Source organism: Enterobacter cloacae complex sp. 394I7 (assembly GCF_057320345.1).
On sequence record NZ_JBXWCR010000001.1, the window covers coordinates 335,896 to 350,630 of the forward strand.

11 protein-coding genes are annotated in these 14,735 nt (G+C 57.2%); 3 read left to right on the forward strand and 8 right to left on the reverse strand.

Translation table 11 applies throughout. The annotated features are described in order from the left end of the window. Nucleotides 1–25 precede the first annotated feature (25 nt). The gene (locus AC2FAP_RS01605) at nucleotides 26–2,389 is read right to left on the reverse strand and encodes a glycoside hydrolase family 31 protein (RefSeq protein WP_449541396.1); all 2,364 of its coding nucleotides are present in this window, start codon (nucleotides 2,387–2,389) and stop codon (nucleotides 26–28) included. Nucleotides 2,390–2,406: 17 nt separating this feature from the next. Then, a complete protein-coding gene (locus AC2FAP_RS01610; protein ID WP_020884899.1) occupies nucleotides 2,407–3,708 on the reverse strand; it encodes an MFS transporter in 1,302 nt (433 codons plus the stop codon). A 287-nt stretch (nucleotides 3,709–3,995) separates the two neighbouring features. Here AC2FAP_RS01610 and AC2FAP_RS01615 point away from each other — a divergent pair, with 287 nt between their 5' ends. Then, nucleotides 3,996–5,069: a LacI family DNA-binding transcriptional regulator gene (locus AC2FAP_RS01615; RefSeq protein WP_422712797.1), complete on the forward strand. Its 1,074-nt coding sequence runs from the start codon at nucleotides 3,996–3,998 to the stop codon at nucleotides 5,067–5,069. On the opposite strand, the gene AC2FAP_RS01620 is transcribed toward AC2FAP_RS01615, so the two are convergent. From AC2FAP_RS01620 to AC2FAP_RS01635, 4 genes are all read right to left on the reverse strand, one after another. After that, on the reverse strand, nucleotides 5,066–6,322 hold the full coding sequence (locus tag AC2FAP_RS01620) for a DUF1479 domain-containing protein (protein WP_014169275.1): 1,257 nt from the start codon (nucleotides 6,320–6,322) through the stop codon (nucleotides 5,066–5,068). The genes AC2FAP_RS01615 and AC2FAP_RS01620 overlap by 4 nt on opposite strands. Before the next feature lie 149 nt (nucleotides 6,323–6,471). Beyond that, nucleotides 6,472–7,287, reverse strand: coding sequence for a Cof-type HAD-IIB family hydrolase (locus AC2FAP_RS01625; RefSeq protein WP_032677742.1), 816 nt, complete (start codon nucleotides 7,285–7,287; stop codon nucleotides 6,472–6,474). Nucleotides 7,288–7,448: 161 nt separating this feature from the next. Next, a complete protein-coding gene (locus AC2FAP_RS01630; RefSeq protein ID WP_025204613.1) occupies nucleotides 7,449–9,881 on the reverse strand; it encodes a formate C-acetyltransferase/glycerol dehydratase family glycyl radical enzyme in 2,433 nt (810 codons plus the stop codon). Between the two features lie 4 nt (nucleotides 9,882–9,885). Next, complete coding sequence (locus tag AC2FAP_RS01635) at nucleotides 9,886–10,785, reverse strand: glycyl-radical enzyme activating protein (RefSeq protein ID WP_063925231.1); 900 nt, start codon at nucleotides 10,783–10,785, stop codon at nucleotides 9,886–9,888. Nucleotides 10,786–10,913: 128 nt separating this feature from the next. Between AC2FAP_RS01635 and fsa the strand changes: the two genes are divergently transcribed. Next, on the forward strand, nucleotides 10,914–11,576 hold the full coding sequence (gene fsa, locus AC2FAP_RS01640; protein ID WP_020884894.1) for a fructose-6-phosphate aldolase: 663 nt from the start codon (nucleotides 10,914–10,916) through the stop codon (nucleotides 11,574–11,576). Nucleotides 11,577–11,616: 40 nt separating this feature from the next. Here fsa and moeB read toward each other — a convergent pair whose 3' ends face one another. Together moeB and moeA are read right to left on the reverse strand one after the other, a co-directional pair. Next, nucleotides 11,617–12,369, reverse strand: coding sequence for a molybdopterin-synthase adenylyltransferase MoeB (gene moeB, locus AC2FAP_RS01645; protein WP_449541395.1), 753 nt, complete (start codon nucleotides 12,367–12,369; stop codon nucleotides 11,617–11,619). 1 nt (nucleotide 12,370) lies between these two features. Continuing rightward, nucleotides 12,371–13,603, reverse strand: a complete 1,233-nt coding sequence (gene moeA / locus AC2FAP_RS01650; RefSeq protein ID WP_449541394.1) for a molybdopterin molybdotransferase MoeA — start codon at nucleotides 13,601–13,603, stop codon at nucleotides 12,371–12,373. 188 nt (nucleotides 13,604–13,791) lie between these two features. Between moeA and iaaA the strand changes: the two genes are divergently transcribed. Then, the gene (gene iaaA, locus AC2FAP_RS01655; protein ID WP_063925470.1) at nucleotides 13,792–14,730 is read left to right on the forward strand and encodes a beta-aspartyl-peptidase; all 939 of its coding nucleotides are present in this window, start codon (nucleotides 13,792–13,794) and stop codon (nucleotides 14,728–14,730) included. The last annotated feature ends 5 nt before the right edge of the window (nucleotides 14,731–14,735 follow it).

The window sequence follows — 14,735 nt, forward strand, 5'->3', positions numbered from 1 at the left end:
CTGTGGGAGCGGGCATCAGGCCGTACTAGACCACCCATTCACTCCCTTCAATACCATTCACCAGCAGCGTGCGTTTTTCCCCGGCCGGTAACGATATCTTCAGCGCTTTCCACGCCGGACGATAATCTCCCCGCGCACTGACCTTCAGGTTGATGGTGGCACCGTCGCATGCCATGTCCCATTCCACCCACAGCGCATTGCCGTTCTGATAGCCCCAGCTTTCACCATCGTCTTCAAACAGCAGGCCCGCGGTTGAACCGACGCCTTTCACCGGGAACAGTTTCAGCTCACGGGTAGTGTCTTTTTCCGCGCTGACATGCGTAATGCGTTCGCTGAGCTGCAGACCCGCACCGGCACGTACCAGCAGCGGCAATTTCTCCAGCGGCGCATCACGTACGATCCACTGCCCGCCAGCGAACCACTCGTGGGTGTAAAAATCGTACCAGCCCGTTTCGTTATCCGGCAGCCAGACGCGGCGCTCGCGCTGCCCGGCCTCCACCACGCTGGCCACCAGCAGGTCGCGACCCAGCAGGAAATCATCGTTCTCCTCAAACGTCTGCGCATCGTGTTCGTGGTCGAGGAAGGTCGGGCGTAGCATCGGTTCGTCGTCGGCATGCGCCTGCCAGAGCAGGGTATAAAGGTACGGCAGCAGACGATAGCGTAATTCAATGGCACCACGAATAGCCGGCGTCACGCCCGGATACATCCACGGCTCGTTAACGGTGTGGTCATCATTCCATGAGTGAATGGTAAAGCGCGGATGCATCACGCCGTTTTGCACCCAGCGTACGAACAGTTCCGCGTCGGGTTTGTCGCCGGAAAAACCACCGACATCATGCCCCACATTAAACAGCCCGGACAGGCTCATTCCCAGACCCATGCGGGTGTTATAGCGCAGGGTATCCCAGCTGGTACGGTTATCGCCGCTCCAGGTCTGGACGTAACGCTGCATGCCCGCGCAGCCGGAACGGGAAATGAGATACGGACGTTTTTCCGGGGCAAAACGCTGCTGCGCTTCCAGCGAGGCACGCATCATCAGCAGCGGCATCACCGGGCGAATGTGCTTGATCGCGATTTCCTTGCCAAAGCCGTGGCAGCGGGCTTCGCCATCCCACACTTCATATTCGTTGTTGTCGTTCCAGGTGGCGTCGATCCCCATCTCAAGCAGCTGCGTGGTTACCCCTTCCTGCCACCATTTCACCGTCTGTGGGTTGGTAAAATCGAGGTGAGAACCTTCGTCATCCCAGAAGCTAGAGCGTTCTGGCGCGTCGGTTTCTGAATCGCGGATGAATAACCCGTTTTCCGCAACTTCGTGATAGCGCGGGTGATCCTGCAGCAGGCATGGCTTGATGTTGGCCGCCAGCTTTAACCCCGCGTCGTGGAAAGCCTGGGTCATCACCTTCGGCTGCGGCACCTTGTCGTGGTTCCAGTTAAAGACGTAGCGCTTGCCGTTGATCGAGGTATAGCCCGAAGAGAGCTGGAACGAGTCGCAGGGAATAGCATGTTCTTCGCACAGACGAATAAAGTTCATCAGCTGGTTCTGCGCATCCGGCGCGTCGGTGTAATGCATGGTCGAACCGCTGTAACCCAGGCTCCATTTCGGTCCGAAGAGCGTTTTCCCGGTCAGACGCACGAAGGCTTTGGTCACGTCCAGCGCCCGTTTGCCCGTGAACAGGTAGTAATCGATGTCGCCCGCTTCCGTCTGCCAGCGACGATAGGCGGTGTGATAGTTGTCAATCTCGTTGCCCAGATCCAGCCAGCAGCTGCTCAGGTTGTCGTAGAAGAGACCGTAACTCACGTCATCGCGACGGGTGAGGGTGAACGGAATATGTTTGTACAGAGGATCGGTGCTGGCCGCGTTGTAGCCCATTGCATCGAGGTTGCGCATCTCGTAGCGTTTACCGTTACGCTGCAGATCGCCGGCTTTCTCACCCAGACCGTAGAAGCGTTCATCCTTGCGGCGGCTCAGGTAGTGCGCCGCACCGTCGCCATGGGCATTCAGCAGATAGGCACTGGTTGGACGGTCGTTGACCAGTGGCTGCCACTCACCCGCCTCATTGCGGTAGTGCCACTCCAGCCACAGCGGCTGATGCACGGTCACACGCAGCTGTTCGGTAGCAACCGTCAGTACGTCGTCCTGCTGCGTTAGCGTCCAGGCGGGGCAGGTGAAACCACTCAGATCGTCGCGGCGGCGACCTTCCCACGGCACATCTTGCTGCGGGGCGATGCTCCAGGTGCGATCCAGAGTCAGCTCACCTTTGCGTTTAATCAGCACGCGGAACAGATTTTCTTCCAGCACATACAGGCACAGACGGTGCTGGTTATCGACCAGCAGTTCCAGATGATTTGCCGACTGCTTATCAACGGTCCAGTTTTTCAGGGTTTTCATATGCAATACATCCACTATCAGGCGCGCTTGGCGCGACGTTCAGCAATAAATGCCACTAGGAAAACAGCGCCAATCAGGTCAAAGAACCCCATGGCAATAAAGAGCGGGTTAAAGCCGATTTTGTCGGCGGTCACCCCAATTAACAGAGAGAACAGGAAGCTGGCGATCCAGGCCGCCGAGCCGCGCATGCCGTTAACGGTCGCCATCTGACCTTTATCAAATGACTCCACGACCAGGGCGCTGAGCATGCAGGAGATGATCTGATGCCCGAAACCGCCGATGGAGATCAGCACGATGGTGATATACGGGTCGCGGGTAATGGCCACGACCGCCAGGGAGATCATCAGGAATGCCCCGGTGACGGAGCTGGCCACCACCGAGTTCACACGGCTGCAGCCGAACAGTCGGGCATACAGACGGGTGAGGTAGCCGCTTGCCACGCTGCCGAGGTCCGCGGCAAGGAACGGCAGCCAGGCAAACATCGCAATCTGCTTCAAATCCATGCCGTGCTCTTTGGCGAGATACAGCGGAACCCAGAAGCTCAGCACGGCCCAGGCCGGTTCGGCCATAAACGCCGGAAGGGCGATACCGTAGAAGCGCTTATTTTTGGAGACATTTTTCAGCGCGGTGAGGAAGGGCAGTTTTACCGCAGGCGGTTCGTTATCCTGCTTGATAAACGCCAGCTCGTCCTTGCTCAGGTTCGGATGCTGTTCCGGGTTGTGGTAAAAAGCCCACCAGAGGATCACCCACAGCAGCGCCAGCACGCCGGTAAACATAAACGCGCCCTGCCAGCCAAACGAGGCGTGCGCGAAATAGATGATGGGCGGTGCCAGCATCGCGCCAATGGAGAACCCTACGCCCGCCCAACCGGCCGCGACAGGACGTTCCGATTTCGGGAACCATTCGCCAATGGTTTTCGCATTCGCCGGCGTGGCGGCCGCTTCAGAAGCACCCATAAAGAAGCGCAGAATAGCCAGGTGCAGCCAGCTGCCCGCCCCGGCGTGGAAAATACACATCAGCGCCCAGATCCCGGCGCAAACCATAAAGCCAATCTTCAGACCAATCACGTCGATCAACCAGCCGCACAGAGGCTGGAAAATGGTGTAGGCAATCTGAAATGCCCCGACGATCCAGGAGTATTGCTCGGTGGTGATCCCAAGGCTCTCTTTCAACTCAGGGGCGAGAATACCCAGCGAGTTTCGGGTGATGTAGTTAACGGTGACGCCCAGTAAGAACAGCACCAGCACATACCAGCGCAGGTTCTTAATGACGCGACGGGTTTTGCTTGTCGCAACGGTGTTATTGATGTCCTGACTCATTTTACTCTCCACAAGACGGACGGTAAGGGGACGGAGGTTCAGGTGTCACACAGATTTTTATAGCTTTGATTTCTATCCGTTTTAATTTGGAAGTTGCTATACAACTAGTATGGAAGTGGTGTGACAAATTCACCTTAAGGGAGAAAATGAGCGGGCAATAGTGGATTTTGTGCAAAATTTCTCATCAATGACATAAATCATCTGACATGATGCTTTTCATGCCCGTTACTGCCTGATGAGTACGCTATGAAAATTTTTTCATTTCGCAAATGGAGCCAGATCACAAAATGGACAAAAGGCTAAAAATCACCGAAATTGCCGCCCGCACGCAGCTCTCCATCAGCACCGTGTCGCGGGTGCTGGCAGGAAAAGCGAACACCAGTGAAAAAGCGCGCGCCAGGGTGCTGGCCTGCGCGCGGGAGCTGGGGGTGATGGACGGTCTGGCGGCGGGGCGTCTGCTGCTCAACAGCCTGGTGGTTTTTGCGCCACAGCGCGCCTTTGACGAGCGGTCCGACATCTTTTACTACCGGGTGATCCAGAGCGTGAGTAAAGGTCTTGCTTCCCACGATGTCCGTCTGCGTTATTGCGCGCTGGAAGAGAATGACAGCGACGCACAGCTTTTTCTGGCACGGATGAACGAGCCGGAGACACAGGCCGCTATTCTTCTCGGTATCGACGATCCGCATATCCACGATCTGGCGGTGGATGTGGGTAAACCCTGCATGCTGATTAACTGCCGCGACCGGCATATGCGCCTGCCTGCAGTGGCACCGGACCACCGCTCGATAGGTGAGCGGGCCGCGGACTATCTGTTTGAAATGGGACACCGTGAGGTGATGAATGTCCTCTGCCTGAGGCGTTACACCATGGAACTGCGTCTGGCCGGGATCCGCGATGCGTGGCAATCTCACAACCTGAAATTCAACGATAAACGCGATCTGCTGGTGGCTCCGAGCTTCAGCGCGCGTGAAACGGAAGAGCTGGTCACCTCCTGGCTCCGTCAAATGCAGGGTAAGGATCTGCCCACCGCATTTTTGGTCGGCGGCGATTTTATGGCGGCGGGCACCATCAGTGCGCTGCAAAAACAGGGCTTGCGCGTGCCGCAGGATATTTCTGTGATGAGCATTGACGGGTTTAATCTGACGGCCATTCAGGATGTTCCGCTCACGGCGGTGCACGTACCGCGCGATGAACTGGGAACCGAAGCGGTGCATATGCTTCAGCAACGGCTGATGCGCCCGGATGCGCCGGTGGGAACGTTATTGCTTAACGGCACGCTGGCCGTGCGGGGATCTGTCCGGCGGATACGTCAGGGGAAACGACGCACCGCCGTGGAGCGGGAAGGGTTATACGACAGTTAAGCCATACCCAGTGCACGCTTGCCGTGAATATTCAGATCGTTCACGGTAAAGCGGTCCTGCCAGTTTTTTTCATAATCTTCGCGCGGGAAATCGCCCGGCGATGCACCTGTTTCCAGCGCTGCTTTCACTTTTTTCGCATAGGCGAGGTTTTTCTCGCACATCGGGGCGGCAGGGATATACATCACGTTGCCCCAGCCTTGCTGATTTTCCACCGGTGCAACCGAGTGGATGACGTCACAGTGCCACCACACGGAATCGCCTGCTTCCAGTGCAGGAATGCTGCTCAGCGCTTCGATTAGCAGCGGATGCCATTTCTCGGAGACCGGCAGGACACGTCCCGGCGCGACGCCGCAGAGTTCATCTTCCGGGACATCATCCAGCAGCGGACGCAGCAGAATGTAGGCCATCGCTTCCGGAATAGGCACCACATGCAGCAACCCCTGACCCGGGATCATATCTGACAGCGCCGTCCAGCCCTGGAAGGTACGGAATACAGAACATTTTGTGGTGTTATCCACGGTGTACTCTTCCACTTCGGTACGGTGTGCGGCGTTCCACGGATCGTATTTATCCACGTTGCCGTCAAAAACGCGGGCAAAGACCTGCTGATAGGCCGGCAGCAGCCAGCGCTCCAGCGCGCCGGAATCGGTATGCGCACCCAGCCCTTTAGAGGTAGTACCCGGTGGGCGACGACGAATACGGTCCGGATAAATGACGCTGACGTCCGGATCGAACCACTGTTTGCCATTACTCTCGAAGGTCCATAAACGGTTCAGGAACGACTGTACCTGCGCCATCTCTTCACTCTGGCGGGCCTGCATTTGCGCCTGCGACCAGTAGATAGGATAAATTTCCGGACGTGAGGCGGTTAAGGTACCAAAGAAGTTATCGCCCGGACCTTTATAGACCTCATCAAACCGGTTGAGATCGAGGTAGTCGAGCATCGATTGATCCCACGCCAGCGCCTGCTCGCGAGGGAAGTGACCTTTAATCACCGCGCAGCCACGGCGTTTGACCGCGTCACGCTGTGCCTGGGTGATCGTCCCGTTTTTCACATCCGCAAACGGGATAACCGGCCAGACGGTTTCACCTTTGTTCTTCAGGGCATTAATTTCCGCCACGCGGGTCGCGATTTTATCGCTGAGCGTGTCGAATACCGCCTGAACGTCTCCGATCTGCGCACGTAATTCACGCTTCAACTGACGAATCGCTGCTTTATGGTCCGCAGGCAAACTTTCACTGGTAAACGTCATAACTGCCTCGCATCTTTCATTCGAAAGTAAAAATATCTACAAGTGATACTTTAAGTTAAAAATTAGTTAATGCAAGTTTAAATATTTGACGTGTGCCACAGGATGGAAAAAGAGTGAGGTGCCGGAGCAGTGCTCCGGCAAGAGAGAGATTACGCGTCGAACGGGGAGTGGTCGTCAAGCACGGCCTGAATCACATTCAGTGCGCCCTGATGGTTGTTGTCATCCGTGCTGTAGCGGCAGATCGTTTTGATGCTCTGCGCCGCGTTGCCCATGGCAAAATTGTATTTCACCAGCTTCAGCATTTCCGCATCGTTGCCGCTGTCCCCGATGGCCACGCACGCCTGCGGCGAGATTTTCCAGCGCTTCAGCAGACGGCTAATACCGTTGGCTTTGTGCAGGCCCGGGATAATCAAATCGACAAACCCAAAACCGCTGGTGACGGGTTTCATAATCCCGTCGAGGGAGACGTGCAGTTTGTCGACAAGATTCGGGATATCGCTGTCCGGCAAATTCAGGGAGAATTTGAACAGCACGTCGTCAATTTCGCGGTAATCACGGATGCGTTTTAAGCGGTGGTAGTGCTTTGACATGAGCGCCACAAACGCGTCCGGCGCCCGTTCGCTGACGTAGGCGCTCTCCAGCCCACAGGCCACAAAGTTGAGCGCGTTGTCTTTCAGCAACTCGCCAATGACAATTTGCGACTCATGGCGGGTCAGTTCACCGTGAAAAATCTGCTCACCGTGATCGAACACCAGCGCGCCATTTTCCGCCACGAAGGAGATCTGATCTTTCAGTTCCGGGAAGAAGGAGATGAGCTGGTAATACTGGTTGCCGCTGGCGACAACAAATTCAATATTACGGGTTTTAAGCTGCTCAAACTGTGCCTGAAAGCGGTCGCGGTCGTACTGCTTGGCATCATCAAGGAAAGTTCCGTCCATATCGGTGACGATAACTTTTACGGTCATACTGTGCTCCTGAGTCACTGCGTTTGAAACATTCTAATAACAAGGTGACGGAGAGCACAAATTTAATTTCATTCGAAAGTCAAAGCAAAGCGGCAACCGAAATTGCCGCTTAAAGACAGGTTCCCTCTCCTTGATGGGAGAGGGCATAAGTCTGAAAAGAGTTAAAGCGTGTGCTCGGTACGCGCAATAATATCGTCCTGCGCATCCGGCGACAGGGCGGTAAAGAACGCGGAGTACCCTGCGACGCGCACCACCAGGTCACGATACTGGTCCGGGTGTTTCTTCGCTTCCAGCAGCGTTTCACGCGAAACGATGTTGTACTGAATATGCCAGCCCTTGTGCACTTCAAAGAAGGTACGCAGAAGCACCATCAGTTTCTGACGGTCACTGTCATTTTCCAGCGTCGACGGATTGAGCTTCTGGTTTAACAGTACCCCGCCGAGGATCGCTTCGGTTGGCAGTTTGCCGACAGAGCCGATCACCGCCGTAGGGCCGAGGTGGTCAGTACCGGAGGCCGGGCTGGCTCCTTCTGCCAGCGGAGTATGCGCCTTACGTCCATCCGGGGTTGCCATCGTTGCCGCGCCAAACGGCACGTTCGCGGAGATAGATGACGTGCCGGCATAGTAGTTACCGCCAATCGGACCACGGCCATAGCGCGGGTTATGGTACTGCTTCAGCTCGGCGATATAGGTTTCGTAGGCACGGGTCAGCAGCATATCCACGCTGTCGTCATCGTTACCGTATTTTGGCGCGCCGTTGATCAGCCGCTGACGCAGCTGCTCGTGGGTCAGCCCGTCGAAATCATCGGCCAGAGCGGCGGCCAGCTGTTGCTGACCTATCGTACCCTGTTCGAAGACCAGTTTTTTCACCGCGGCCAGGCTGTTGCCCAGGTTAGCAATACCCACCTGCAGGCCTGACACCCAGTCATACTTCGCGCCGCCTTGTTTGATGCTTTTCGCGCGTTCTATACAGTCATCCACCAGCGCTGAGCAGAGAATATCGGGGACGTTCTCTTCCAGCATCGTGTCCACCACATACTCAATCTCGATAGATTTGCGGGTGTAGTAGCGGATCTGGGTATCCCACGCCGCCATCACCTCTTCGAAGTTATCGAAGTTACCGGCAGAGAGTGCTTTCTCCTGTGGCAGGAATACCTTACCGCTGGTGGCATCGCGGCCGCCTTCCAGCGCTGCCAGCATCACGCGGGCGAAGTTGATAAAGCTCATGCCGGTGCAGCGATAACCCCATTTGCCACCCACTGCGGTTTCGATGCAGCCAATCGCGGCATAGTCATAGGCATCCTCTTTTTCGACGCCGAGCTTGATAAATTCCGGAATGACAATCTCATCGTTGTTGAACGCAGGCATACCAAAGCCGCAGCGGATCACCTGCACGCAGGCATCGAGGAAGTCATTGCTCATGCCCGCATGATAACGCACGCTCAGGTTTGGCTGCGTGGAGCGCAGACGACCGCAGGATTCCAGAATCGCGTAGCTGAGCGGGTTGACCGCGTCCATAGGCTCACCGTTGATCAGCGTCTGTCCACCGATGGTGACGTTCTGATACAGCGGGCTACCCGCTGAAGCTTTGGAGTGCGAACCGGAGCGGATTTTGTTCACTTCCAGCAGCTTCAGCCAACAGCTGTGCAGCAGCTCAATGGCATGTTCGCGGTCGAGGCTCTGGTTCAGCTCCACGTCGCGGCGGTAGTACGGATAGAGGTATTGGTCCATGCGGGCAAACGAGACGGAGTGGCCATTGGACTCAATCTGCAGAATAAGCTGGATGAAGTAGCACAGCTGCAGCGCCTGCCAGAAGGTTGTTGGCGGCTGATGGGCGATTACATCACAGTTTTCTGCCATCGCCAGCAGCTCGTCGCGACGGCTTTCACGGGATTCGGTTGCCGCCATTTCACGCGCCAGCGCGGCGAAACGTTCGATGTGCAGGCTGACCGCTTCCAGCACAATATCGATCGCTTTCAGGAACTGTTCCCCGTGAAGGTCGTCGAGCACCGTCAGGTTGATACGCGAACGACGCTCGGCCACTTTGTCGCGCAGACCATCGAGGCCTTTCTCCAGCAGAAGCGGGAAGTTAACCGCCAGGTGTGCGTCGCCGGAGGTCATGTTACCTTCCGCTTTGATAATGCCGGTTTCCAGCAGCCCTTTTTGCTCGTCGGTGAACATGCCGTAGCAGCGATCCTGCACCGTCTGGCCGCGCCACCATGGGCAGATCTCATGCAATACGCGCTTGTTTTCTTCGCTCACCGCAAAGCCTGCGCCCGGACGGTCCGCCAGATCGTCAATCTCTTTTTCAATCCACGAGACGGTGTATTCCGGGAAAATTGGCGCGGCGCGGACTTCACTGGCCTGGTTACCGATGATGAGCTCATCGTGTTTTATCCAGATGGTGCGCTGCGCGAGGTGATGCGCCAGCGCCAGCGCGCGACGCACCGGGATCGGCTTGTCCATATGCTGCTGGTACATCTCGGTGTAATGCAGGGCGCGCTCGGTACAGACCGGCGGCTTCACGATATGCACGAGGGCCGTTTTGTGTGCTTTTATGCGCTCGCTAAGGGTGCTGAGATTCAGGGTCGTCATAAGTTTATCCTCGTAAGGTCGCGGTTAACCCTTTCTGGCAGGCGTACTGCTGTGCGAAGTCCAGAAGCGCAGGATCATCCAGCGGTTTATCAGGGGCAGAGTAGGGTTGGCCGAGCAGGGTATATTTGTTCATGCCCAGCGTGTGGTACGGCAGAAAATGGATCTCGCGGACGTTGAGTTCGTCTGCGGCAAAATTGGTGATGGCGGTAATCGACGCTTCATCGGCGTTGAAGCCCTGAATCAGCGGTACGCGGAGGGTGACCTGTTTACCGGCGGCGGCCAGGCGTTTCAGGTTATCAAGGATCCGTTTGGCGGAACCGTCGGTCCACTGTTTGAACGTCCTGCCATCAACGTGTTTCAGGTCCGCCAGGAACAGATCGACATACGGTAATGACGGTGCAATATAATGCCATGGCACGTGGAGACAGGTTTCCACGGCGGTATGTATGCCTTGCTCATGGCTGGCTTTAAACAGGGCATGAGCCAGATCGGGATTCATAAACGGTTCACCGCCGGACAGGGTTATCCCGCCGCCGCTGCGGTCATAGAACGGTTTGTCGCGCAGTACGGTGGACATAATCTCTTCAACCTGCTTTTCTTCACCACAGACGGTGAGCGCCTGCGTCGGGCAGCAGTCGGTGAGGGCGTCGAGAGTCTCTTCGTTAAGCTTTTCACGGTGGATAACCAGCCCATTCAGCGCACGATCGATAATGCCCGGCGCCGCTTTCTGGCACAGGTCGCAGCCTTCCAGGCACAGCCGCGCGTCAAAGAGCACATCCCGGTGGCGGGAGCGGCTTTCCGGATTCTGGCACCAGCGACAGCCCAGCGAGCAGCCTTTCAGGAACACCACGGTACGAATACCGGGGCCATCGTGGGTAGAGTAACGCTGAATATTGAAGATCATGTTTTCGCCTCTCATCTTGCATATGAAGATTAAATTACTTTCGAATGAAAGTTATCTTGATGCAGGTCAACTCCTGAGCAGGTTTTGTCGTGATAGGGTAAGTGCAGGCTAAATTTGAGGGTTACATCATGGAACTTTATCTCGATACTTCCGACGTCGCGGCAGTGAAACGGCTGGCGCGTATCTTCCCGCTGGCGGGCGTGACCACGAACCCCAGTATCGTGGCGGCAGGGAAAACGCCGCTCGAGGCGCTGCTACCGGCGCTGCAGGATGCGCTCGGCGGGAAAGGTCGCCTGTTCGCGCAGGTCATGGCGACCACCGCTGAAGGGATGGTGGAAGAGGCGCGTAAACTGCGCACCATTATCAACGACCTGGTGGTAAAAGTGCCGGTAACGGCGGAAGGTCTGGCGGCGATCAAAATGCTGAAAGCGGAAGGGATCCCGACGCTGGGTACGGCGGTGTACGGTGCAGCACAAGGGATGCTGTCCGCGCTAGCGGGCGCTGAGTATGTTGCCCCTTACGTTAACCGCGTGGACGCGCAGGGCGGGGACGGGATCCAGACGGTGGTTGAACTGCAGCAGCTTCTGACGCTGCATGCCCCGCAGTCAAAAGTGCTGGCCGCGAGCTTCAAAACGCCGCGTCAGGCACTGGACTGCCTGCTGGCAGGTTGTGAATCCATCACCCTGCCGCTGGATGTTGCTCAGCAATTTATTACTTCGCCTGCGGTGGATGCGGCAATAGTGAAGTTTGAGCAGGACTGGCAAGGGGCGTTTGGCAGAACGACGCTCTGATACGGTTGCCGGGTTATGCTAACGCTTGCCCGGCAACCATTTAGCGTCCGCATACCTCACAGCCGGGGTTGCGCATCAGTTTCATCTCGCGGAACTGGCAGGTCATCGCGTCATACATCACGATTTTCCCCGCGGCAGGCGCCCCGTAATGCGCCAGCACTTTGATCGCTTCCATGGCCTGCAACGAACCTATAACGCCGACTAACGGAGCCATGACGCCCGCCTCCACGCAGGTGAGGGCGTTCTCGCCAAACAGACGGCTCAGGCAGCGATAGCACGGTTCGCCCCCGGCGTAGGTAAAGACGCTGATTTGGCCTTCCATGCGAATGGCGGCACCGGAGACCAGCGGCGTTTTGTGGGCAAAACATCCTGCATTCAACTGATTGCGAATGGTGACGTTATCGGTGCAGTCCAGCACCAGATCGTGTCGTGCTATCTGTGCCGACAGCGCCTCATCATCCAGCAGGGCGTCAATCAGGGTGAACTTCACGTGAGGATTGATGCGCGCCAGCGCCGCGCGGGCCGATTCCACTTTGGGCTGGCCGAGGGTCGCGTCGCTGTGCAGCGTCTGGCGCTGAAGGTTCGACACCGACACGGTATCAAAATCCAGCAGCGTCATATTGCCCACCCCCGCCGCGGCCAGATACTGGGCCGCAGCGCAGCCCAGCCCCCCCAGCCCCACGACCAGCACCCGTGCTGCCTTAAGCGCTTCCTGGCCGTCGAAATCAAAACCGCGCAGAACAATCTGGCGGTTATAGCGCATCATCTCCTGGTCGCTGAGTTCAGCCGTCATGTTAGCCTCCGAAGAGGTGGTTAAAGCTTTCCACCTCAACCCATTCACCCGGCTCCACGCTGCCGCGTTCACGCTCGAGAACGATAAAGCAGTTGCCCTGGCTGAACGAGCTGAAGATGTGTGAGCCCTGGTGTCCGGTGGTGCTCACTTCCAGCTCGCCTTCAGCGTTGCGCGTCAGAATACCGCGCTGGAAATCAAGACGGCCCGGTGATTTCTTCAGGCGCGTCGCCGCTCGTACGCGCTGGCGAACCGGCAGCGGGTGGGCCTGGTTACCAGACAGTTTTGCCAGCAGCGGAATCACCAGCTGGTAGAAGGTCAGGGCGGCGGAAACCGGGTTACCCGGCAGGCCGCAGAACCAGCTGTGTTTCAGCTGACCAAACGCGAACGGTTTGCCCGGCTTGATGGCCAGTTTCCAGAAGCCGATCTCCCCCAGCTCTTCAAGAATGGTTTTGGTGTAATCCGCTTCACCTACGGAAACGCCGCCGGAGCTAATTACCACGTCCGCAGACCGGTCCGCTTCAATAAACGCGGCGCGCAGTTTCTCCGGATCATCCGCAATGATGCCAAGGTTAATGACCTCACACCCCAGCTGTTCAAGCATCAGGTTTACCGCGAGGCGGTTAGTGTCGTAAATCTGGCCGTCCTGCAGTGGCTGGCCCGGAAGCTGGAGTTCATCGCCGGTGGAAAAGACCGCCACGCGTACCTTACGGATAACGTCAATTTCTGCAATGCCGAGCGAGGCCAGCACCGGCAGTTCGCCCACCGTCAGTTTCTGCCCGGCGGCAAATACCGTTGCGCCACGCGTGATGTCTTCACCGGTACGACGGATATTCTGTCCCGCTTTAACACTCGCGGTGAAGCGGACGCCCGCTTCCGTTTGTTCGGTCTCTTCCTGCATCACCACCGCTTCGCAGCCTGGCGGTACGGGGGCACCGGTCATGATGCGTATGCAGCTACCCGCAGGCCACTCACCGTTAAACGGCTGACCGGCAAATGCTTTACCCGCCACAGGCAGCGCCGTATCCGTCCGGATATCCGCCAGGCGTACCGCGTAGCCGTCCATTGCGGAGTTATCGAACCCAGGCACGTTAAGCGGAGAGACGATATCGCGCGCGGCAATACGACCAAAACAGCGCACCAATGGCAGCGTCTCGTGGTCGTGCAGGGGGGAAATTCGGTCAAGCATCTGCGTGAGTGCCGCCTCAAGCGGCATCAGTCCGGCGGTAAAATCCATGGTGGGCTCCTGCGGAGTAACGACGAAAGCGTCCATTATGGCAGAAAAGTGCCACTAACTGTATGACCCGATGGGTGTACGCTTTACATCACAGTTGCGTCTTTCTATATTCAAAAATCATCTGAAGTTTCAGCGACGATAATGATATTTATAGAAAAAGCCGCAAATCAGGCTAACGGGTGATGGGAATGGTTAATGCGGTAATCGCAATTCATGGTGGCGCCGGGGCAATCACCCGTGCCCTGCTCAGTCCCGAGCAGGAAAAACGTTATATTGATGCGCTGTATGCCATTGTGGAAACGGGCCAGCGGATGCTGGAGGCGGGCGAGAGCGCGCTGGATGTGGTTACCGAAGCGGTACGTCTGCTGGAAGAGTGCCCGTTGTTTAACGCGGGCATTGGTTCGGTCTTTACCCGCGATGAAACGCACGAGCTGGATGCCTGCGTCATGGACGGTGTCACCCTTAAAGCGGGCGCCGTCGCGGGGGTGAGCCATCTGCGTAATCCGGTGCTGGCCGCGCGTCTGGTGATGGAGGCGAGCCCGCATGTTCTTCTGACCGGGGCCGGGGCGGAGACGTTTGCCGCGGAACATGGCATGACGCCAGTCTCTCCCGATCTGTTTTCAACGCCGGAGCGTTATCAACAGCTGCTTGAGGCGCGCTCTGCAAACGTGGCGCAGCTTGACCATACCGCGCCGCTCGATGAGCGGAGCAAAATGGGCACGGTAGGGGCGGTGGCTCTTGATAAAGACGGGAATCTGGCTGCGGCCACGTCGACCGGCGGTATGACCAACAAACTGCCGGGCCGGGTAGGTGACAGTCCATTACCGGGGGCAGGGTGCTATGCCAATAACGCCACGGCGGCAGTGTCGTGCACCGGAACCGGTGAAGTGTTTATTCGCGCCCTCGCGGCGTACGACATCACCGCGCTGATGGATTACGGCGGGTTAAGCCTGGCCGAAGCCTGTGAACGCGTGGTGATGGAGAAACTGCCCGCGCTGGGGGGTATCGGTGGGTTAATTGCGGTGGATCGTGAGGGCAACGTGGCATTGCCGTTTAACAGCGAAGGTATGTACCGCGCGTGGGGTTATGCCGGTGATGAACCCAGTACGGGGATCTATCGTGAATAAGGGGG